The sequence below is a fragment of the Methanobrevibacter sp. AbM4 genome (assembly GCF_000404165.1).
GTDB lineage: Archaea > Methanobacteriota > Methanobacteria > Methanobacteriales > Methanobacteriaceae > Methanarmilla > Methanarmilla boviskoreani.
Window position 1 is genome coordinate 1,171,173 of sequence record NC_021355.1, and the last position, 20,943, is coordinate 1,192,115.

Annotated in this window: 20 protein-coding genes; 9 read left to right on the forward strand and 11 right to left on the reverse strand. The window is 31.5% G+C overall.

Annotation, left to right across the window (positions count from 1 at the left end; all coding sequences use genetic code 11):
- Nucleotides 1-46 precede the first annotated feature (46 nt).
- From ABM4_RS04755 to ABM4_RS04770, 4 genes are all read right to left on the reverse strand, one after another.
- Nucleotides 47-550: an energy-converting hydrogenase A subunit B EhaB gene (locus tag ABM4_RS04755; RefSeq protein WP_016358543.1), complete on the reverse strand. Its 504-nt coding sequence runs from the start codon at nucleotides 548-550 to the stop codon at nucleotides 47-49.
- Complete coding sequence (locus ABM4_RS04760) at nucleotides 543-866, reverse strand: energy-converting hydrogenase A subunit A EhaA (protein ID WP_016358544.1); 324 nt, start codon at nucleotides 864-866, stop codon at nucleotides 543-545. Before ABM4_RS04760 ends, ABM4_RS04755 begins: the two co-directional genes overlap by 8 nt.
- Nucleotides 867-1,203: 337 nt before the next feature.
- On the reverse strand, nucleotides 1,204-2,139 hold the full coding sequence (locus tag ABM4_RS04765) for an NAD-dependent epimerase/dehydratase family protein (protein ID WP_016358545.1): 936 nt from the start codon (nucleotides 2,137-2,139) through the stop codon (nucleotides 1,204-1,206).
- 379 nt (nucleotides 2,140-2,518) lie between these two features.
- Entirely contained in the window at nucleotides 2,519-2,902 is a 384-nt protein-coding gene (locus ABM4_RS04770) for a hypothetical protein (protein WP_016358546.1), read from the reverse strand.
- Between the two features lie 532 nt (nucleotides 2,903-3,434).
- Here ABM4_RS04770 and ABM4_RS04775 point away from each other — a divergent pair.
- From ABM4_RS04775 to gatE, 4 genes are all read left to right on the forward strand, one after another.
- On the forward strand, nucleotides 3,435-3,986 hold the full coding sequence (locus ABM4_RS04775; protein ID WP_016358547.1) for a helix-turn-helix domain-containing protein: 552 nt from the start codon (nucleotides 3,435-3,437) through the stop codon (nucleotides 3,984-3,986).
- Between the two features lie 34 nt (nucleotides 3,987-4,020).
- Nucleotides 4,021-5,715, forward strand: coding sequence for an AMP-binding protein (locus ABM4_RS04780; protein WP_016358548.1), 1,695 nt, complete (start codon nucleotides 4,021-4,023; stop codon nucleotides 5,713-5,715).
- 116 nt (nucleotides 5,716-5,831) lie between these two features.
- On the forward strand, nucleotides 5,832-7,139 hold the full coding sequence (gatD, locus tag ABM4_RS04785) for a Glu-tRNA(Gln) amidotransferase subunit GatD (protein ID WP_016358549.1): 1,308 nt from the start codon (nucleotides 5,832-5,834) through the stop codon (nucleotides 7,137-7,139).
- 8 nt (nucleotides 7,140-7,147) lie between these two features.
- Nucleotides 7,148-9,025: a Glu-tRNA(Gln) amidotransferase subunit GatE gene (gene gatE / locus ABM4_RS04790; RefSeq protein WP_016358550.1), complete on the forward strand. Its 1,878-nt coding sequence runs from the start codon at nucleotides 7,148-7,150 to the stop codon at nucleotides 9,023-9,025.
- A 281-nt stretch (nucleotides 9,026-9,306) separates the two neighbouring features.
- On the opposite strand, the gene ABM4_RS09075 is transcribed toward gatE, so the two are convergent.
- Complete coding sequence (locus tag ABM4_RS09075; RefSeq protein WP_016358551.1) at nucleotides 9,307-9,465, reverse strand: hypothetical protein; 159 nt, start codon at nucleotides 9,463-9,465, stop codon at nucleotides 9,307-9,309.
- A gap of 138 nt (nucleotides 9,466-9,603) precedes the next feature.
- Between ABM4_RS09075 and ABM4_RS04795 the strand changes: the two genes are divergently transcribed.
- The 5 genes from ABM4_RS04795 (at nucleotide 9,604) to ABM4_RS04815 (ending at nucleotide 13,580) form a co-directional block, all read left to right on the forward strand.
- Entirely contained in the window at nucleotides 9,604-10,167 is a 564-nt protein-coding gene (locus ABM4_RS04795) for a GMP synthase subunit A (protein WP_016358552.1), read from the forward strand.
- A gap of 84 nt (nucleotides 10,168-10,251) precedes the next feature.
- Complete coding sequence (locus ABM4_RS04800) at nucleotides 10,252-10,512, forward strand: hypothetical protein (protein WP_016358553.1); 261 nt, start codon at nucleotides 10,252-10,254, stop codon at nucleotides 10,510-10,512.
- 22 nt (nucleotides 10,513-10,534) lie between these two features.
- Nucleotides 10,535-11,461, forward strand: coding sequence for a glutamine-hydrolyzing GMP synthase (gene guaA / locus ABM4_RS04805; protein WP_016358554.1), 927 nt, complete (start codon nucleotides 10,535-10,537; stop codon nucleotides 11,459-11,461).
- A 100-nt stretch (nucleotides 11,462-11,561) separates the two neighbouring features.
- A complete protein-coding gene (locus tag ABM4_RS04810) occupies nucleotides 11,562-12,284 on the forward strand; it encodes a zinc ribbon domain-containing protein (protein ID WP_016358555.1) in 723 nt (240 codons plus the stop codon).
- Between the two features lie 99 nt (nucleotides 12,285-12,383).
- Nucleotides 12,384-13,580 carry an Nre family DNA repair protein gene (locus tag ABM4_RS04815; RefSeq protein WP_016358556.1) on the forward strand — a complete coding sequence of 399 codons (1,197 nt, stop codon included), beginning with the start codon at nucleotides 12,384-12,386 and terminating at the stop codon, nucleotides 13,578-13,580.
- Between the two features lie 63 nt (nucleotides 13,581-13,643).
- Here the strand turns inward: ABM4_RS04815 and ABM4_RS04820 are convergent, their stop codons facing one another.
- The 6 genes from ABM4_RS04820 to ABM4_RS04845 all read right to left on the reverse strand — a co-directional run bounded on the left by ABM4_RS04820 (nucleotide 13,644) and on the right by ABM4_RS04845 (nucleotide 20,854).
- On the reverse strand, nucleotides 13,644-14,630 hold the full coding sequence (locus tag ABM4_RS04820; RefSeq protein WP_016358557.1) for a DegT/DnrJ/EryC1/StrS family aminotransferase: 987 nt from the start codon (nucleotides 14,628-14,630) through the stop codon (nucleotides 13,644-13,646).
- Between the two features lie 108 nt (nucleotides 14,631-14,738).
- Nucleotides 14,739-15,248 carry a KEOPS complex subunit Cgi121 gene (gene cgi121, locus ABM4_RS04825; protein ID WP_016358558.1) on the reverse strand — a complete coding sequence of 170 codons (510 nt, stop codon included), beginning with the start codon at nucleotides 15,246-15,248 and terminating at the stop codon, nucleotides 14,739-14,741.
- A 191-nt stretch (nucleotides 15,249-15,439) separates the two neighbouring features.
- Nucleotides 15,440-16,930 (reverse strand): (R)-citramalate synthase, encoded by a 1,491-nt coding sequence (locus ABM4_RS04830; RefSeq protein ID WP_016358559.1) that lies wholly within the window; start codon nucleotides 16,928-16,930, stop codon nucleotides 15,440-15,442.
- A 171-nt stretch (nucleotides 16,931-17,101) separates the two neighbouring features.
- Nucleotides 17,102-18,133 (reverse strand): TIGR01177 family methyltransferase, encoded by a 1,032-nt coding sequence (locus ABM4_RS04835; protein WP_016358560.1) that lies wholly within the window; start codon nucleotides 18,131-18,133, stop codon nucleotides 17,102-17,104.
- A gap of 86 nt (nucleotides 18,134-18,219) precedes the next feature.
- Nucleotides 18,220-19,419 carry an NAD(P)/FAD-dependent oxidoreductase gene (locus tag ABM4_RS04840; RefSeq protein WP_016358561.1) on the reverse strand — a complete coding sequence of 400 codons (1,200 nt, stop codon included), beginning with the start codon at nucleotides 19,417-19,419 and terminating at the stop codon, nucleotides 18,220-18,222.
- 43 nt (nucleotides 19,420-19,462) lie between these two features.
- Complete coding sequence (locus tag ABM4_RS04845) at nucleotides 19,463-20,854, reverse strand: PH domain-containing protein (RefSeq protein WP_016358562.1); 1,392 nt, start codon at nucleotides 20,852-20,854, stop codon at nucleotides 19,463-19,465.
- Between the last annotated feature and the right edge of the window lie 89 nt (nucleotides 20,855-20,943).

A 20,943-nucleotide genomic window follows, 5' to 3' on the forward strand; every position in this document is an offset into this window, starting at 1 on the left:
AAACTTAACCACTTATCTAAATAGATTTTTAGATATTTTTCAATAATTATTCTAATTTAGTATACCTATTAAATTTCCTTGCAATAGTACCGAGAAGTTTAGTACTTGCAGGATGGTGAATACCCTGTATTACAAATATTGCAATTACCATACCCACAACAAACATAATCGGCTTGAATCCGAGATAATCACAGAATATTGTAAGAATTACAGTCATAGTAAGAGCACCGGTAGTTCCCGCATATCCTGGATCTGCACATAATCTATTTCCAATATAAACTAAAAATGCAGCAAGGATTCCACCATTAATTCCTAGAACCATAAATCCAATACTTGCAAGTAAAGTTCCTGCAGATGCATCTGGAGAACATAATATATTTCCTTGGAAAAATCCGCCAGACAAATCTCCGCCCCTTTGTTTAATAGAGTGTCCAACATTATCTGCCCCTTTAACACCAGGTTCCTCAGGAAGACCTAAATACGTATCAATAAGTACAAAATTAAGCCAGGAAATAATTGCCGCTATGATTAATCCGATGATCTCATTCATTATTTCCACCCTCTGCATTTGGTGAATCAGGAAATACATATCTGAATAAATATTTCACAAATACTGCTGATAAAACACCTATAATTATCGCAAGTAATTTCCCATCATATAACCAATAGAAATTAATTGAAAAACAGAATGATAAAATACCCATAGCTATAATAGCTGTAGGAAAAACAGCACTTTTAGTCCATGAAAACCTTCTAGGTTTTTCTGGAAGAAATGGCATTCCTAAAAGTAAAGCCACTGCAATAGAAACTATTATTGTAATTAGATAATTTAACAATAATGAGGTTTCACTAATTAGATATATCATAGTATTAATTATCCGATTAAATAATATATAAATTTTATGTATAAAAAGTTATATCTTAAAATTGTATTTTTAAGAAATAAAATCAATAAAACTAGTTTTAAACAAATCTATTAAAAATTAAACTCAAATAAATAAATAAATAAGACAAAGATAAACATTAATTTTAAAAATAATAATTAGTTTGAATATAAGAGAAAGGAAATTTTAATATACACTATTTTATAATGTTCAATTTATTTCGACATATATAGTATTTTAAAACATCAGAATATTAAAAGTGAAAAAAAGCATGGTTTAAGGAAAGACAGGAAAAACCTATTAAAATAATCGGACAATACTATTGAGGATTATCCATAAACCATTTAATAGTTTCTTTAAGTTGATTTTTAAAGTTATTTGAATCGACAGTGAAACCGATATTCTTCTGATTAGATATATCCGCAATAGAATGTTTAATATCACCAATACGTTCGTCTTCATAAATAGGCTTTATGTCACTGCCCAATACCTCGGTGATAATATCATATAGTTGGTTAATTGAAAGACCATTACCACTTGCAATATTTACTATACCATTATAGTCAGACTCACATGCAAGAATATTGGCCCTTACGATATCCTTTACATAAATAAAATCCCTCGTCTGTTCACCGTCACCAAATATAGTAGGCTGTCTACCATTTAACAAACCATAAATAAAATTAGGAATTACTGCAGCATAAGAGGAGTTGATGTTTTGTTTAGGTCCGAAAACATTGAAATATCTTAATGAAACATAATTCAAGCCATAACTTTCATTAAAAGCCTTAAGATACAATTCAGAACCTGCTTTTTGTACTGCATATGGTGATTCCGGCATATATGGTTCAGTTTCCTTAAGGGGAATATTTGGATTCTCCCCATATATTGCCGCTGACGAAGAAAAGACTACCTTTTTAACATTATTATTTTTAGCCGCAACAAATAATTTTAAACTTCCATCCAAATTATTTTCATTGGAAAATAAAGGTTTTTCAACACTTTCAGGCACACTTGCAAGTGCAGCTAAATGAAACACATAATCAGTGCCTTTTAGGATTTTATCCAAATCCAGATCATTTAAATCCCCCTTAATGATTTTAAGATTTTCATGATTTGGATATTTAAGATTATCAATTTTACCTGATGAAAAATTATCGATTACTGTAACCCTGTTATTTTCTACCAATTCATCAACAATATGAGAACCAATAAAACCTAAACCTCCAGTTACAACTATATCCTTTCCTTCCATCGAAATCCACATATAAAAATTTATAAAAATAAAAAATAAATCTTGAAAATTAAAAACAGTAAATTTTCAAATATAATATTATTATATTAATTTTTATTCAATATAAATATATTGATTTAAAATAAGTAATAGTTAATTTATTTGTTAGTAAACTAGCTTTTTGTATAAAAAGTCTGGATAAATTCTATTAAAAAATAAACAATTAAAAAATAGTCTTTACGAATAAAAATTAAGAAAATCTTTATTTCTAATAAAAATAAAAAAATAAGGCAAAGAATGTAAAAAATAGATTACATAATTCCAAGATATGGGAAATCAGGAATTATGTTTAAAATAAACTTTTGAAAACCTCTAAAAAAAACAGAAAGAATGTGTAGAATTAAGCCGTAAAATTATGGAAACCACAATTTACACATTCATGTTCCTCTTCAAATTTAGGCGGGTTCTTAAGTTCTTGTAAGGTTATTGTAAAGAATGCATTGTTACCTAAACCATTTGAACCTTTATTTACAATTGGAGAAACACCTTTAAAGTAACATGGAATATCACCAGTTCCACCAATATCCACCTTTACAGGTTCAAACATTTTTAATCCTTCAAAGAAAATCATAGATTTACCTACAATTTCCTGTGGTGCATTTACAGTAAAAACAAACATGTCCTCATCTAAAGCTTTTAAGCGTACAAACTTATCATCAAACTCAAATTTGTCACCGTCGCCTCTTTTAAATAAAACTACATTTGAAATCTCATTGTTTGCCATAATATCACCTTCAAATGATTTTATAAAATTAAAATATCCTGAAATAGACTATTCCAATTTAAATTCTACTACTTAACAATTTAATAAAATATCATTATTAAAAATCTATTTAAAACAACTTTATTTCATTAACTCAAATTATATAAAATTAATAAACATTATTAATTCAACTAAACATCTACTTAATAATTTAATAGATACCATGAAATAATCTTATTCTAGACCAATACAATACTTTATTTAAATTCTTTAATTAAACTTTTATTATATTCATAAAGTTGAATATAAACATTGATTAAAGAATATAGTTTTATGATTTATAAAGTTAATGTTTTGGTAAACCCATTTTATATAATACTTTTTTAAATCAAATATCTTTATAAGATATATTATAATAATATTATATTATAATAATTTATATATTAAATTAAAATTCCCATGGAATTACTGTTTTAATTTTTTGAAGATAATAAAATTTTAATGCAATTATAATTTTTTTAAACTAATTTTAAGAAATATCGAGGTTATAAATATGAATGAATACAATATTGATATCGGAAATAGAATTAAAGAGCTTAGAGAACTTTCAGATGTTAGTACTGAGGAATTATCTGAAAAATTAAATCTTGATAAAGAACTTTATGAAAAATATGAAAGTGGCCAAATCGATATTCCTGCAAGCGTTGTATATGAAATCTCCCGTATTTTTCAGGTGGATATGGGATTGCTTTTAACCGGTGAAGAGAGTAGAATGTCAATATTTGATGTTACACGTGCTGGTGAAGGTGTGTCCGTTGAACGAAGAAAAGAATACAAATACGAAAACTTATGTAAACGTTTCATCAACAAGAAAGCGGAAATGTACATTGTAACAGTAGATCCTAAAGAGGACGTAAGTCCTTCCTTTAATAACCATCCAGGTCAGGAATTTAACTATATTCTGAAAGGACAGATGAAACTTTATATCAAAAATAATGAAATTGTTTTAAATGAAGGAGATTGTGTATTCTTTGATTCAACCAATGACCATGCAATGGTTGCTTTAAATAATGAAGAAGCTAAATTTTTAGTTGTGTTAATGTAAATTATTATTTTTTATAATTTTTTGTGGTAATATAATGACATCGTTAATAAGTGAATATGTAAATAGAGTAGATTTTGACTCATATGAAGATTTTGCGGAAAATTTTCAATTTAAAATACCGGAAGATTTTAACTTTGGTTTTGATATTGTTGACAAATACGCCGAAATAGATCCCAATAAAAGGGCACTTGTTTGGTGTGACGATAATGAAGACAAGATCTTCACATTCAAAGATATTAAAGAAGAGTCAAACAAGGTTGCTAATTTCTTAAAAAAATTAGGAATCAAAAAGGGAGACTGTGTAATCCTTACCCTAAAAAACAGGTATGAATGGTGGTATACAATGGTTGCACTTCATAAAATAGGTGCAATTGCAATATCTGCAACACATATGTTGAAACTTCATGATATTAAATACCGTCTTAAAAAAGCACATATGAAAGCCATCATCACTATTGATGAAGATAACCTTATTAGAGATTATAATAAGGCTGTTGATGAGCTTGAAATGAATACCATAAAAATCACAGTTAGTGATGAAAAATTCGATGGCTGGTATAACCTTCATGAAGAGATGGATAAACAATATGATACCTTTAAAAGACCTACCGGAAGTCAGGCTACAGATATCCATGATCCCCTTGTAATGTATTTCTCATCAGGAACAAGCGGAGAACCTAAAATGGTTAAACATAATGGAAGATATCCAATTGGAGACATTGTTACTGCACAATACTGGCATGAGGTTGTAGAAGATGGACTTCACCATACCGCAGCTGACACCGGATGGATCAAAGCCGTATGGGGTAATCTTTATGGACAATGGATCTGTGGTTCCGCTGTTTTCATCTATGATTATGTGAGATTCAACGCATATGATTTAATTAAGAAGATTACTGAACATCATGTTGATACATTCTGTGCACCTCCAACAATTTTCAGATTCCTCATTAAGGAAGACCTGTCAAAAATAGACTTCTCCAATCTTAAACATGTTTCAACAGCTGGAGAATCCTTACCTCCAGAGGTATTTAACAGATTTAAAGAACTAACTGGTCTTGAGATTAAGGAAGCATTTGGACAGACAGAAACCGTTATCAGTATTGGTACCTTCAAATGGTTAAAACCAAAACTAGGTTCTGTTGGTAAACCAAACCCGGTATTTAAAATTGACCTTTTAAATGAAGAGGGCAAACCCGTCGATTATGGTGAAGAGGGAGAAATATGTTTCGATCTAAGTGCGGATAACACTGGTCTATTTGACGAGTATAATAATGATCCTAAACGTAACCATGAAACCAGATATGACGGCCATTACCATTGTGGAGATAAGGCATGGAAGGATGAGGATGGATATTACCACTTTGTTGGTAGAAATGATGATGTGATTAAAAGTTCAGGTTATCGTATAGGACCTTACGAAGTGGAAAGCGCTGTAATTTCACACCCTGCCGTAGTTGAATGTGCGATTACCGCCTATCCTCATGAAATAAGGGGTCAAGTTGTAAAGGCTACAATTGTTCTTGCAAAAGGTTACGAACCTAGTGAGGAATTAAAGAAGGATATTCAAAATCATGTTAAGAAGGTTACCGCCCCCTATAAATATCCCCGTATGATTAATTTTGTGGATGAAATACCTAAAACATCTAATGGAAAAATCATAAGGAAGGTTATTCGTGAGGCAGACCTAAAAAAATATGCCGAAGAGCAAAAGAATAAACAAAAATAGATTTTAACCCCAAAGACCGATTTGAAATTAGACATTATTAATTTCTAATCTTAACTATTATTTTAAAAATTTTAAATTAACCATACTTATAGAAAACAAATATTTAAAGTGATTAAATGGCTTATAAAGAAAATTCAAAAAACTTTTTATCTAATGCAAATATAACCATAGGGGATTTGGTGAAAGTTTCAAAAGAAGGAACCTCCTATACAGGTATATTATTAGATAGATCCGAAGATGCTGAAGATAACTATATAGTTATAAAGTTAGACAGTGGATATAATGTAGGTATTGAAATTACCGATGCCTCAATTGAACTAATTGAACATAAAGATAAACCAAAAATTGGTTACGATGAGACAGAATTAACTAAGGATCCTGAAAAGATGAATATATCCATTATATCCACCGGTGGTACAATATCCTCAATCATTGATTATAGTACCGGTGCGGTTCATCCTGCATTTACAGCTGGGGATTTACTTAGGGCAAATCCTGAAATCATAGACCTTGCAAACTATGACGTTAAAGCTTTATATAACATTCTAAGTGAGAACATGGAACCAAAATATTGGTTAGAAGCTGCTAAAAACATTGCAGATGATATTTCCTCTGGTTCAGAAGGTGTTATTGTGGCTCATGGTACAGATACAATGCATTATACATCTGCGGCACTTAGTTTCCTACTTGAAACACCTGTACCTATCGTTGTAACAGGTGCTCAAAGAAGTTCCGACAGACCTTCTACAGATACACACTTAAATCTAATCAATTCCATTGGAGCTGCAAAATCCGATATTGCAGAGGTAGGTGTCTGTATGCATGATTCATTAAACGATGACGTATGTGCATTACATAGTGGCGTGAAAGTAAGAAAGATGCATACTTCCAGAAGGGATACATTTAGAAGTATTGACTCAGAACCTATTGCATATCTAAAAGATGGCGAAATAAAAGAGACCACAAGACCATACGTCAAGAGGAATGAAAAAGAACTGAAAGTTCAGGACAATATTGAGGACAAAGTTGGTCTTATTAAAAGTTATCCGGGAATTTCCCAGGAACTCATCGATTATCACATTGATAAAGGATATAAAGGTCTTTTGATTGAGGGAACTGGTCTCGGACATGTACCTGAGTATATGGTTCCGTCACTTGAAAGGGCGGCTGATGAGGGTATTCCTTGCGTTATGACATCACAGTGTATTTATGGAAGAGTAAATATGAATGTCTACAGTACAGGACGTAAACTTATTGATGCACATCTCATATCAGGTGAAGACATGACCCCCGAGGTGGGATATGTTAAACTATGCTGTGCTTTAGGACAGACTGATGATATAGAGGAAGTTAGAAGAATTATGGAAACCAACATTGCTGGTGAAATTACAGACAGAACCTCAGCAAAATACTTTTTAAATTAGGTGAGACAATGAGCGAAAAATATGATTGGAAAGATTTAGGCCTTAAAATGGGACTTGAAATACATCAACAATTAAATACAAAATCAAAACTATTCTGTTCATGTCCTACTGAACTTGTTGATGATGATGTGGATTTAACGATTAGAAGAAATTTAAGACCTACTCAAAGTGAATTAGGTCAAATGGATAGGGCTGCCCTTCAAGAATCAATGAGAAATTTGAATTTCAACTATGAGTCATTTAATAAACACACCTGTCTTGTAGAATGTGATGATGAACCACCTCATGCATTAAATCAAGAGGCATTAGAACTTGCAATTACAATATCCACACTTCTAAACATGCATATTGTAGATGAATTCCATACCATGAGGAAACAGGTTATTGACGGAAGTAACACAAGTGGATTCCAGAGAACAGGACTTCTTGCAACTGACGGATATTTGGATACCCCATATGGTAGGGTTAAAATAGAAACAATAGGTCTTGAGGAAGATGCCGCAAGAAGAGTGGATACCAATAGTGAATTTACCGAATTTAGATTAGACAGACTTGGAATACCCCTTGTAGAAATTACAACAGATCCCTCCATGCATCACCCTAAACAGGTTGAAGAAGTCGCATATATGATTGGTCAGGTTCTACGTAGTACAAATGTAAAAAGAGGACTTGGAACAATCAGACAAGATTTAAACGTTTCAATTGCAAAGGGTGCAAGAGTTGAGATTAAAGGTGTTCAAAATCTTGAATTAATGCCTTTAATAGTTGAAAGGGAAGTTGAAAGACAATTAAAACTTATAGAAATTAAGGAAGAACTTGAAAAACGTCATGCGGAAGTTGATGAAACAATATATGACTTAGATGAGGTATTCAAGGATACCGAAAGTAAAATCTTAAAATCAGCAAAATCCATTAAAGGAATTATACTTAAAGGATTTGACGGACTTATAGGTGTTGAAGTTCAGGAAGGCAGAAGATTCGGTACAGAACTCTCAAGTTATGCCAAAAAACGTGGAGTAAGTGGCCTTTTCCATACTGACGAACTACCTGCATACGGCATTACCCAGGAAGAGGTAGACAGTTTAAGAGAATTTTTAGATGCGAAACCGGAGGATGCAATAATTATAGTAGCACATGACCCTGATATTGCAGAATCAGCTCTTGAGGAAGTTATCAGAAGAGCCAAACTTGCATTTGAAGGTGTTGTGGAAGAAACACGTAAATCATTAGATGACGGTAATACTGAATATATGAGACCCCTTGCAACAGCAAATAGGATGTATCTAGAAACCGATATACCATTATTTAAAATTACAGATGAGATTATAGAACCTATTAAAAATAATCTTCCCGAGCTTCCTGATGTTAAAAAGGAAAGAATCATCAAGGAATATAATTTAAGTGAGGATCTTGCAAGCCAAATTGTAAGAAGAACCCTTGGTGATGAATTCGAGAATATCCTAAAAGAGGTAGAAGTGGATCCTACAGTGGTCGCATCCACATTAAGCTATGATTTAAGGGATATTAGAAGGGAAGGTACCGATGTAGTTTCCATTACTGAGGATAAATTAATTGAAGTATTCAAATTACTTAAGGCCAATAAGATATCTAAAGACGCGATTAAAAAGTTAATTGAATCCATGTGTAAAAACCCTGATAAAAGTGCCGAGGTTGTCGCAGAGGAAAATAATTTAAGCCTACTAAGTTTAGATGATGTTAAAGCAATCATTGAAGAAATTGCAGATAAAAACGATTCAATGATTAAAGAACGTCAGATGGGTGCGATGGGACCTTTAATGGGTATGAGTATGAAACAACTAAAAGGTAAGGCAGATGGAAGTACTGTAAATAAAATAGTGAAAGAGGAGATTCAAAAACGTTTATAGACATGAACTTTTAATTAACAGATTCAAAAGCAGCATAAATATAAAACTTCCATTTACTTTTTAATTTTTTATGGAAATTAAGAGAAATTAGTAAAAAACAACCATACAATATTTTAAAAAAAAAGTTCATGAAAAATTGATGTCTTTAATAAAAAAAATTCCAGCAAGACAATTGAAAACAAGTAAAAATAAACAAGAATCCAAATAAACAAAAACAAAGGAAAATAACTTAATTTTAAAATTAAGTTAAAATATTATTAAAATAAAATTAACATAACAATCTAGTATCCTCCATTACCAAACCTATCATTTAAGAACATATAAATGAAGAATGTAATTAAAAGAATTACTATTACAGGTAATAACCACATAAATAAATAGAATACTACAATTGCTAATAGTAATGCAATTAAAATAAATACTAAATCCTGAGTTTCCATACTTATTAATATTAAAAATCTAGTATATAAAACATTTGAATTATAAAAAAATATAAAAGAATTATAATTATATATAATTATAGTATATATCTAAAAAAATATCATTAGATACTTTAAAAATCATAGCGAGAATATATTATGAAAATTATTATTATAAATAATAGAGGTCAATATAATCACAGGATTCAAAGAAGCCTACAAAACTTAGATATACCTTGTGAGCTTGTAAGCAATTCCCTAACAGTTGACGAAATTAAAGAAAAAGAACCAATGGGACTAATTTTAGGTGGAGGTCCATCCATTGAATTAAGTGGAAATAGTTCCGATTATATTGGTGAAATTGATGTTCCTACATTAGGAATCTGTTTAGGCCATCAATTGATTGCCTTAAAATATGGCGGTGAAGTAGAAACCTCAAAGACCGAAAGTTATGCACAGGTTCAAATTAATATTACCGAAGAGGAGGAACTTCTAAAAGGTCTTGGACCTGACATGGATGTTTGGACATCACATAAGGACGAAGTTAAGACTTTACCAAAAGACTTTAAAATACTTGCCAACTCTGACGTCTGTGATATTGAAGCTATGAAACATAAGGATAAAGATATTTACGGAATTCAATTCCACCCAGAAGTACATACCACCCCTAGAGGAGATGAGGTATTCTTAAACTTCTATGAAATATGTAAAAATAGTTTATAAAACTGATTTAAACTTCAAATAATATTATTCGATTAAATTTAAAAGATATTACACTTGTAAAATTATTAAAAAGAGGTTAAAAAAATGATTGACAATCCAGAAGACTTGAAAAACAAAGCATTAGAATATAAACCAAATCTTAAAAGAGAAAAATTAGTCGTACCTATAGGTAGCGAAGACTATGAATTTAGAATCTCAGGTATTGGTGAAAAAAGTATTAAAATAGAAAAATACATCAAATACGATGCTATTATGGAAGCTGTGGATGCCGGAAATGAAGACGGTCTTGAATCAATACTTTTAAAATTAGTAGACGATTTCCAACCTCCTGAAGACACAGAATAGATTGATTTTTGAGGAATGATTTATGTTTACACCTAAGGGTTTTATAGATGAGGCTATAAAAAATGTTAAAGAAACAATCCAGGATGATAAAGCGGTTATAGCATTATCTGGTGGAGTTGATAGTTCTGTATGTTCAGTTCTTGTTGGTGAAGCCATTGGAGATAACTTAACTGCCATCTTTGTAGATCATGGATTACTTAGGAAAGGTGAAGCTGAACAAGTTATTGAAACCTTTAAAGATAGATTAAATTTCATTTATGTAGATGCATCAGAGGAATTTTTAGATGCCCTTAAAGGCATTACAGATCCCGAGAAGAAAAGAAAGATAATAGGTAAAAAATTTATTGATGTGTTTGAAAGAGAGGCTAAAAAAATAGATGCGAAATATCTTATTCAAGGTACAATTGCACCTGATTGGATTGAAAGCCAGGGAAAAATTAAATCTCACCACAACCTTGCACTTCCAAGTGGAATGGTTTTAGAAGTTGTAGAGCCTATCCGTGAATTATATAAAGATGAGGTTAGGGAAATAGGTGAGGAATTAGGACTTCCTGATGCAATAGTACATCGCCAGCCATTTCCTGGCCCAGGTTTAGCTGTTCGTGTTATAGGTGAACTTACAAGAGAAAAAATAAAGGTATGTCAAGATGCCGATTTAATTGTCAGAGAAGAGGTTGAAAAGTCTGGATTTGATAAAGAATTATGGCAATATTTTGCTGCTTTAACAAACACAAAAGTAACTGGTGTTAAAGGGGATCAAAGGGACTTTGGATATTTAGTTGTGGTAAGGATGGTTGCATCATTTGATGCCATGACCGCATATGTTCCGGAAATACCTTGGGAACTCATAAAAAACATATCCAGAAGAATCACCTCCGAAGTTCCTGAAGTTACACATGTATCCCTTTCAGTTAGTGATAAACCACCTGCAACTATTGAATTTGCTTAAGAATTTAAAATGATAGTGAAGGTTAAATGATATTAATCTCATTAAAAATTAAAATTTAAAAACCTTCCCTACTTAATAAAAAACTAAAAAGATGAGAAAAATGCATGGTACAACAACTAAATACTGTATTTATTGTGGTAAAAAAATACCAATAGATACTAAGAAATGTCCTTACTGTCTTAAATGGCAAGAAGATGAGGACGACGTTTCAAGAAATCATTTTATCAATAGTTATGTATCACCAGAACACGAAATGGAATTAAAAGAGAAATCCAAAAATAAAAAAGAAGAAACAAGAAAAGAAAGTATTCAAGACAATACCCGATATAATCTTAATGAGGAATATTCCGACATACTGCCAATTAGAAGACAGTTGCTTCTTTTACTTGTTGGTGGTTGGTTTTACTCAATTTGGTGGTATTATAAATCAAACACATTATTAAAAGATAGGTTTAACAAGGATATTCGTCCAGGTTGGCGTACAGTTGGTTTTATAATACCTATAGTTAACTGGTTTATGTATTATATTCTACTTAGGGACTATGAAAAATTAATTAGAAACGAGAACATAGAATCCTATGACTCAATCTTAAACACTTTAATATTTATTTTCATACCGGTTATTGGTGATGTATGGACATTCTGTAATGTTCAGGAATCAATGAACCAGTTATGGCAAGTCAAGGAAAGAAATCTACCAATCAGACGTAGCTTTACCAACGGAGAGATAATATTTTTAGTGATTATAATAGTTCTAATGATATTCTTAATAATGACACTCCTATCAGTAATTTTTTATAGTCTACAGTTTTTGGCAATGTAGGATTATAAATTAAAACAACTCTTTTTTATTTTTAAACTTTTAATTAACCTATTTTTGAATATTTTAATTTTACATTATTAAAAAATTTTAAAGGATAAAATGAAAGGTAAAAATCAAAGAACAACAAAGCATGCTTATCTTGAGAGATTGACCAAAGACATGAAGATGAAATCCGTAAAGGTAGGTAGGGACCTTGAGGGTAGTACCCCGCCTTCTGTTTTTATAGGTCGTTGGAACTATCCTAAAGTATATGCCGGACCAATGATGGCTAACCAATTAGGAGATACCTATATCATGGATTCACCAGAGTCCTGGTTAAATCAAAATAAAAGTCAGGACGATATCTTAAAGTACCGTATGAATCTAGTACGTGGAAAACAATTAATGAGGATAGATGACTTGGATAATCCTTTTGTTGAAAAACTTCAGGACATTTCACTTGCATCAAAATCCACTGATGCCGAAGCAAATTTCCTCAAAAGGCCAAGGGGTGCAAGCTTATCACAGGAGTCTATGCCCCATGGACCTAGCGGAATACTTGAAAACTTTGATATAGATGCTGTAAAATGGGACAGACAACTTGAAAAATCATATTATGATACTGACCTATCAGCCAAAGATGCTGTAATGAGGTTACATGAGAAGAATGTGCCTTTCTCAGCAATTCAGAAATCATTCTCTGTAGGTGCGTTCGGAATTGGCAAAAATAGAAAGTTAGTACCAACCAGATGGTCCATCACCGCTGTCGATTCAAGTCTAGCAGATGAACTACTTAAGGACGTTAGGAAAAATCCGATTCTTGATACCTATAGGGTTTACGAGAATGAGGATCTTAATAACTATTATGGAATCATATTAACACCTACAGAATGGCAATTTGAATGGATTGAGGCATTCTATAAAGTTAAAAATAATGAGGAACTAATTTTTTCCGATTATGAAACTAACGAGGACAAGAAAGAATATTCCTCAGTTGGCGGCTGTTATTATACAAGCAAAATGGTTGTATTAGATGCGCTAAAACAAATGAATCTGCAATCTGGTCTTTTAATATTAAGGGAAGCCTATACAGGTTACGTTCCAATGGGTGTGTTTAATGTTAGGGAAAATATTAAGAAAGCCATGGAGGAACCTTATAAAGAGTTTGAAGATTTAAAATCAGCTGTAAGATATGTCGGTTCCAATTTAAATATTCCATTAAGCAGATATGTGAAATCAAGTCACCTACTTAATGAGCTTTTACATACGAAACAAACAAGTTTAGATGCATTCTTTAAAAAGGAGCATCCAAACTAAACCCTTTTTTTAATCTAGGAATTTAAGAATTAAAATATTTTAAATGCTAATTTTTTTTAAAGACTAATTTTGATGTTTCTTAATTACTTCAATAATCCTATCCAAGTTATCTTTTTCAAGCTCTGATATATCAAGATTCTTAATTTCAATAGCTACAGCCTTTTCTTTAACCCTATTATAATTGGGACATCTGGTTATCATACCATGTTCATCAAGATTAAATTCCTTTTTAAGATTCCATGACAATTCCTTAGGATTATCCGATTTAACTATAATGTTTATACCCCTTTTATCAGGATATATCACATTGTCCAAATTACTTTTAATATACATACAAGCGTCTATTGTTTTATTAAGATTATCCTCAGCAAATGAAAGCTCGGATACGATACCGCTTGCCGTAATCTCATTTGACTTGAAGGATTTTAGTAATATTCTATTGTCCTCAAATATGGACGGATCATCAGATGTGATAAATCCCCCGTCCCGGACATTTAATATTTTGGGACTGCCTGTTGAACCTACAATAATATCCGAATATTTACCATTAGCAAGTCTTGATTTACTATCCGCTATAGATCCTGATACATCCTCAATTAATATCACATCATTATCATGACATATTTTGGATATTTCCCTAATGTTCTGCTCCGCGGTATACCCTGCAAAACTAGTTAGAACAAATCCGTTTTTTACGGATTTATCCAGGGAGGATAGGATATCATTCAAGTTTTCAAGATCTATTAATCCCAAATCTGTTTCAACCATTTCAAAAGGTTTATTTAAGAATCTGGAAATCTGCTTGAAGCCATTCCATCCACCCTGGTTCGGTAGAATTATCTTACCTGTAACAGAAGCCAGTGCCGTAAAAATAGCTCCATTACCACTGCTTACAATATGAGCGTATTTATGGTTTACAGTCCCCTCAAGATTATATTGGGCAATCTCGGTAAAAGACATATCCTTCTCATCCAAAGGAGTTTTACCAATAGCCACTCTAGACATGATTCGTTTAGTCTCCTCATGAGGTTTTTTAAATAATAAATCCATTTTCCCACCATAATAATGATTGTTTTATTAAAAAAAGACAATTTATTTTTTTACCCAGGAATTAATTCAATTAATTTAAGGTTAAAAAGTTAAAATACTTATAAATTTTTATATTTCCACAGTTAAATTTGTAGTTTTATCAATTAATATATCCTCGATATACATTGACTCGAATTGTTTATCTGAAATATTATAAAGACCTTTCAAATATTCGATGTCCGGTTTGAATACATCGTCGTTTCTAGAAAACATGTCATTTAACTCGTCAACAAAATAATCTGGACAATCAATCATGACAACACAAATATCCATTTTACCTTCATGTAGACCTAAAACCTTAAGGGCTTTAGAGATTTGTCTTTGGGCGGATATCCTGATACATAACTCAATACCCAGATCATTAGCTAAATTAGTTCCCCTTTGAAAGGCTTTAATAGCCTGTATTGTACCTTGAAGAACATGACGTTTTCCTCCAATACCCTTAGCATCAATTAATTGAATAACAACACCATCGCAACACTGATCCTTTAATTTGTCAATATCTTTTAATGTTCTTGACACATCATCAATTTCACTTGTAAAACCTAGTATTTTAATATTGTCTGTAATATTATCCAAATAAATAACCTCTATTAAATTTATAATGTAAATTAGAATAAATAAATGAATTTTAAACCTATTATAATGCAAATCCAAAAATAGATTTCAAATTCACAATATAAATAAAATGAATGTATTCAATTAAAAAAAAGGAATATTGATTTAAAATATTCCATTTTATTAAAATAGAATACAATAGATTAGACTAGTTATAAGTCCTCATCATTTTCCTCCAAAAGTCTGTTAACACCAGTGAGATATGATTCAACACTTGCAATAATTATATCGGAATCTGTTCCCCTTGAGGATATTACCTTATCCCCCAAACTTACCTTGGTAATTACATCAATAAGTGCGTCTGCACCACCTGTAATTGCATCCACGTGGAACTCCTCTAGTTCAACATCTGAGAATTCGTTAAGACATTTTTTAACTGCATTATATGCAGCATCAACAGGACCCAAACCAGTGCTGGATTCTAGAATTTCAGAATCATCTGTTTTAAGTTTTACAGATGCAGTAGGTGTAACGTTATTACCTGACACCACAGTTACCTCTTCAAGATTTACCTTCTGTTTCATATCCTTTTCAAGAACCTTATCAGATATGGCCTGAAGATCCACATCAGTTAAACATTTACCCTTATCGGAGAAGTCCTTAACCTGTTTAAAAATTTCAAGTAGCTGCTCCTTATCAACATCAATACCCAATTCTTTAAGGCGGTTCTTTAATCCCTTGGTTCCAGTATGTTTACCTACCACAAATTTTCTGTGACGGCCCAATAACTCGGGAGTGATTGACTCATAGGTAGATGCATTCTTAATCACACCATCTGCATGAATACCTGATTCATGTGCGAAGACATTTTCACCTACAATAGCTTTATTAGGTTGAAGATATACCCCGGTTGTTCTTGATACTAATTTTGAGGCATTGTATAATTGGTTAATTTTAATATCGGTAGCATATTTTCCCTCATAAAGATTGTTCAATGCAACTACAATCTCCTCCAAAGACGCGTTACCTGCACGTTCACCAATACCATTGATAGTTCCATGAATTACTGTTGCTCCACCACGTATAGCCTCCAGAGTATTTGCAACTGCAAGACCATAGTCGTTATGACAATGTGCACTTAGAGGTCCGTCTAAAAAGGACAGTTTATTATAGAAGTCATAGGACTTTTCAGGGGTAAGTACCCCTACGGTATCACATGGACATAATCTGTCAGCACCTGTATCCAATGCTGTCTGGAATACTTTCTTCAAATATTCAAAATCGGTTCTTGTTGCATCCTCGGCAGATAGTTCCACAATTAAACCATGATCCTTTGCATATTCAATATTTGAAACCATATTCTCTATAACCTCATCCCGGCTTGAGTTTAATTTATATTTAATATGAATATCACTAGTAGATACAACAAGATTTACACAATCCACATCGCAGTCAATACATGAATCGATATCCCCCTTGAGAGAACGTGCAAAACTTGATATTTCAGCATTTAAACCCTGATGAGTAATTTGACGAATAGCTTCTTTTTCTCCTTCTGAAGTAATAGCTGAACCTGCTTCAATAATATCTACTCCAATCTCATCTAATTTCTTTGCTATTCTTAATTTCTCATTTGATGTTAAAGAAACACCTGGAGTCTGCTCTCCATCTCTTAAAGTCGTATCTAATACATTGATTTTCATTTTATCACTATAATAAATTTTTTAAATATAAAAAATGGATTATTAAGTAAATTTATTATTATTTACATTTATAAAATTTTGTATAAAAACTTTAAAAAAAAGCAAGTTTATTAATATTTACATTTATTGCATAAAAAAGAAAATAAAAAAGAAAAGGAAAATTCTAATGATTTAATTATCCAGAGCTATTACAGAAATGATACGTGTTAGACTTTTATGCATTTTAATCTGGTATCTTTCTAATAATTTAAAGCCCACCTCATCCAAAAACTGATCTATGTTAACGAAATGTGGACTGGCAATGACCAAAAGGGCATTTTCTTTCATGTTTCTTTTTATTGCTAGTAAAAAATCCTTAAAGATCAAATCATTACGGCCACCAGTGGTGGTGGATATTCCATAGGGAGGATCAGTTACTACCGCATCACATAACTCATACATTTTAAGTTCATTAATGTCCACTTGATAGGTTTTATAATCCTTAACACCTGCATATTCACAGTTAATGGCGGAACCATTCTTCATATTCCAGTCAATATCTGTTCCAACTACCCTTGCACCTATCAATCCACCTTCCATAAGCATGCCACCGGTACCACAGAATGGATCAAGAAGTAATTGGCCTTTCTTTATTCTAGATAGATTAACCATACATCTTGCAAGTTTCGGAGACATGCAACCTGGATGGAAAAAAGGTCTTTTATGAGGCTTAAAATCCTGGAAATACTTTTTATTTAAAATATATTTTTCCATACAAATATAGACAGTATTTTCATATACAATTAACCTGATTTTTGTATTTGGTTTGGTTAGATTCACCTTAAGGTTTTCAGAGTTATCCAATATTAAACTGCCTATCTTTCTTTCATAATCCTCAACATTTACATCTTTGTTAAATGTTTTAACCCTAACTACAAAGGTCTTATCAATTATATTATTCCAATCTATTTTGGAAATATCCTCTTTTAGATCATCCAAATTGGAATTGGATATTACCTGATTGATTTGATGAGTGTATGCCAACCTTTCAACCAACCTTTTATAGATATCATCGATCTCATCCGGATTGATTGAGTTTAAAATCGTTAAACCGGGTCTTATTTTCTCTATATTGCACCTGAAATCTTCGGCTTCAAGAACGGCTTTAAGTTCTGCAATAGGTAAAGATTCATGTTCCTGAGATTGAATTAAAAGAAGTTCCATATTTTTGCTCCTAAATAAATAACAAATTCATTTTTAATAAATTTAAATCAAAATATAAACATATAATCATTATTAAAAGTATGGATTTAACTCCAAATACAGGATATTTTACTTGATATGACCTTTGGAGTAATTTTAAATAACAATCCTCTTTTTAACACTTCCTTTACAAGAACGGATTGTTTATCCATATCCCCATATTCTGAGATAAGTCCTTCACCATTGTTTTCCTTGATTTTTTTAAATAGATAGTCAAGATTCCTATCAGATAGAATATTTAATGTATTATGAACCTTAACCTCAGTATTTAATTCTCCAGAGTATAATTTTTTAAATTCCTTTGAATAATTCTTTAAAACACTTACATCATCTTTTAAAAGTGTATCCTTAATCGTATCTACAGCAATGTCTATGGCTGAAAATCCGTAGATTAATCCACCGCCGGTTGTAGGTTTTACCTGACTTGCAGCATCACCGATTAAAATAGCCCTATCTTTAACAATAATCTTGTTTTTATCATAAAATGGGATGTTTCCACGATATTTCTCAATTATCTCGTAATAGGTAATGTTAAGATTATTATTTTCAAATTCTCCTCCATTATTTAAAAAATCATCAAGAATATTAGAATCCCCTTTGATTTTATTGTCCGAGAAAAGACCTATTCTAAACAGATTATCCCCAAGGGGTATGGACCATAAGAAACCAGGCAAAACACTACTATTTACAAAAACATCAACATGAGACAAGCTTAATTTAGAGGTATCACTATCACCTAATCTAACTAGATATTGACATGCCGGAGAATATTTTAACTTATTTCCCATGGTTTTAGACACAAGTGAATTACAGCCATCGGCACCCACAATTATCCTTGCTTTAAATTCCCCTTTATTAGTGTTTACAATACCTTCTTTGAGATTTAGATCAATTACCTTATGTTGTAAGAATACTTTAACACCATGGTTTACAGCACGGTTGATTAAATACTGATCATATCCTACCCTATCAATAATTAGGGCCTCAGTCTCATTTTTTTCAACTTTTAAGGTATAGTTTGGTGAATGTAAAAACGCCCCTTTAACCTTATTAATAATTACGTCATCTGGTAAGTCATTAAGCTCATAGACTGATTTACTTAATATTCCCGCACATTGTAGGGGGTATCCAACAAATTTCTTCTTATCAAAAACAGCTACGGAAATACCCTGAAGGGCAAGTCTATAGGCTAAACTTGAACCGACAGGTCCTCCACCAACTATCGCCACATCAAAATCATAAAGCATATAAAAACCTGAAAAATTTCTAAAAAAAAATTAAAAACAAGAATTAATTTTTTCTAAATTTACGAGCATGTTTTGCTAAAACGTCACTACTTGTTTTTTCACCGTTTTCATGATTAGGAGTGTTATTCTCGGCACCATGAAAGTCATTATTAAATATCCGATTATGTTTATTATTAGATTTGTAATGATTCTCCTGTTTATGTTTGTGATAACTGCTATCCTCATTTAAATATTCATTAGCTCTGTTATCATATCTATTGAAATCTTCATCTATCCTATTATCATAAGTTCCATTGCTTCTATTATTATAATTTACATCGTAATTTTCATTATAATTTCCACTGCCCCTATTACCATAATTTACGTTACCATAGTTTCCATTATAATTTCCACTGCCCCTATTATCAAAATTTCTGTTAGGATTTACATATGGTTTTCCATTATGGTTGGTTCTATGATAATTGTTTCTATTGTTATAGTTACCACTATAATCCACTTTACTATCTGAGTGTCGGTTATTCAATAAATTGCCATATTGACCTTCAATAGAATGACCCTGATAAGTAATATTGGATCTGGGATATCCCCTAGGAATATTGTTGTCCATGACCTTGTCATCCTTGAATTTTAGGTTACCATCCAAATCTCTTACAGCACGATTTATAGTCTCATCAAGTTCATCGGGATCATGATAATCATTATAATAGATTTCATTATCGTTATAAGAATCTAATGGTTGGTTACTTAAATTAGATAAGGAATCATAATATCTTCCTTTCTGATATTCCTCTTCGGGATTATAATCGGGATAGTTTTCTTTAATATAATCCCCTTTTATATTGTTCTGGGGATTATATCCATAGTTAGGATTTTGATAATAATCGTTAGGATATCCTTGATTGAAAGAGGAGGATATATTGTTCATTCCATCAAATATGATCTCTTCAATATCCTTTGGTCCACTAATACATTTTAATGAAACATCACTATTATCATAAGCACTCATTATCTCAATAGTGCCCACGCCCAATATCTTCTGGAAAATAGTTTGGGATACCTGAATATCCTGAATATTTTTAAATGATACATATGATTTGTTTTGTCTAATAACACCGGTCTTAGTAATAATTCTCCTATCGGTGACTATATAATTAATATTATACCATTTGATCAGATTCCAAACCATCCAGATAAGGATAAGAAATACGATTCCATATATTACTAAAGCCACAATACCAGCCATAGGACGATTAACGAAGTTAAGTGTATATGTCTGCATATTAGAAATGGAACTGATTACAGTCATAGCACTACCTAATATAAAAGATATTAGAATAAAACCTATTATAACATTTTTACAGAAAAATATGAAACTAGGTTTCCCTTCATATAATACTTCTTCATTAGCTAATATTTCATCATCATCAAACATCATTATTTAGTTATTTAGTAATTTAATTTAAATAAGTTTTTGCATTTATTAAAAAAAATTGGATTAAAAAAAGATTATCTAATTATTTACAT

What these genes read in the sequence shown, in the direction of transcription:
- ABM4_RS04780 (WP_016358548.1), top strand. Translation starts at nt 4,021, where the DNA reads ATGACATCGTTAATAAGTGAATATGTAAATAGAGTAGATTTTGACTCA.
- ABM4_RS04835 (WP_016358560.1), bottom strand. Translation starts at nt 18,133, where the DNA reads ATGGAACTTCTTTTAATTCAATCTCAGGAACATGAATCTTTACCTATT.
- gatE (WP_016358550.1), top strand. Translation starts at nt 7,148, where the DNA reads ATGAGCGAAAAATATGATTGGAAAGATTTAGGCCTTAAAATGGGACTT.
- ABM4_RS04770 (WP_016358546.1), bottom strand. Translation starts at nt 2,902, where the DNA reads ATGGCAAACAATGAGATTTCAAATGTAGTTTTATTTAAAAGAGGCGAC.
- ABM4_RS04830 (WP_016358559.1), bottom strand. Translation starts at nt 16,930, where the DNA reads ATGAAAATCAATGTATTAGATACGACTTTAAGAGATGGAGAGCAGACT.
- ABM4_RS09075 (WP_016358551.1), bottom strand. Translation starts at nt 9,465, where the DNA reads ATGGAAACTCAGGATTTAGTATTTATTTTAATTGCATTACTATTAGCA.
- ABM4_RS04800 (WP_016358553.1), top strand. Translation starts at nt 10,252, where the DNA reads ATGATTGACAATCCAGAAGACTTGAAAAACAAAGCATTAGAATATAAA.
- ABM4_RS04775 (WP_016358547.1), top strand. Translation starts at nt 3,435, where the DNA reads ATGAATGAATACAATATTGATATCGGAAATAGAATTAAAGAGCTTAGA.
- guaA (WP_016358554.1), top strand. Translation starts at nt 10,535, where the DNA reads ATGTTTACACCTAAGGGTTTTATAGATGAGGCTATAAAAAATGTTAAA.
- ABM4_RS04820 (WP_016358557.1), bottom strand. Translation starts at nt 14,630, where the DNA reads ATGGATTTATTATTTAAAAAACCTCATGAGGAGACTAAACGAATCATG.
- ABM4_RS04755 (WP_016358543.1), bottom strand. Translation starts at nt 550, where the DNA reads ATGAATGAGATCATCGGATTAATCATAGCGGCAATTATTTCCTGGCTT.
- ABM4_RS04845 (WP_016358562.1), bottom strand. Translation starts at nt 20,854, where the DNA reads ATGATGTTTGATGATGATGAAATATTAGCTAATGAAGAAGTATTATAT.
- ABM4_RS04810 (WP_016358555.1), top strand. Translation starts at nt 11,562, where the DNA reads ATGCATGGTACAACAACTAAATACTGTATTTATTGTGGTAAAAAAATA.
- ABM4_RS04765 (WP_016358545.1), bottom strand. Translation starts at nt 2,139, where the DNA reads ATGGAAGGAAAGGATATAGTTGTAACTGGAGGTTTAGGTTTTATTGGT.
- ABM4_RS04815 (WP_016358556.1), top strand. Translation starts at nt 12,384, where the DNA reads ATGAAAGGTAAAAATCAAAGAACAACAAAGCATGCTTATCTTGAGAGA.
- ABM4_RS04760 (WP_016358544.1), bottom strand. Translation starts at nt 866, where the DNA reads ATGATATATCTAATTAGTGAAACCTCATTATTGTTAAATTATCTAATT.
- ABM4_RS04795 (WP_016358552.1), top strand. Translation starts at nt 9,604, where the DNA reads ATGAAAATTATTATTATAAATAATAGAGGTCAATATAATCACAGGATT.
- gatD (WP_016358549.1), top strand. Translation starts at nt 5,832, where the DNA reads ATGGCTTATAAAGAAAATTCAAAAAACTTTTTATCTAATGCAAATATA.
- ABM4_RS04840 (WP_016358561.1), bottom strand. Translation starts at nt 19,419, where the DNA reads ATGCTTTATGATTTTGATGTGGCGATAGTTGGTGGAGGACCTGTCGGT.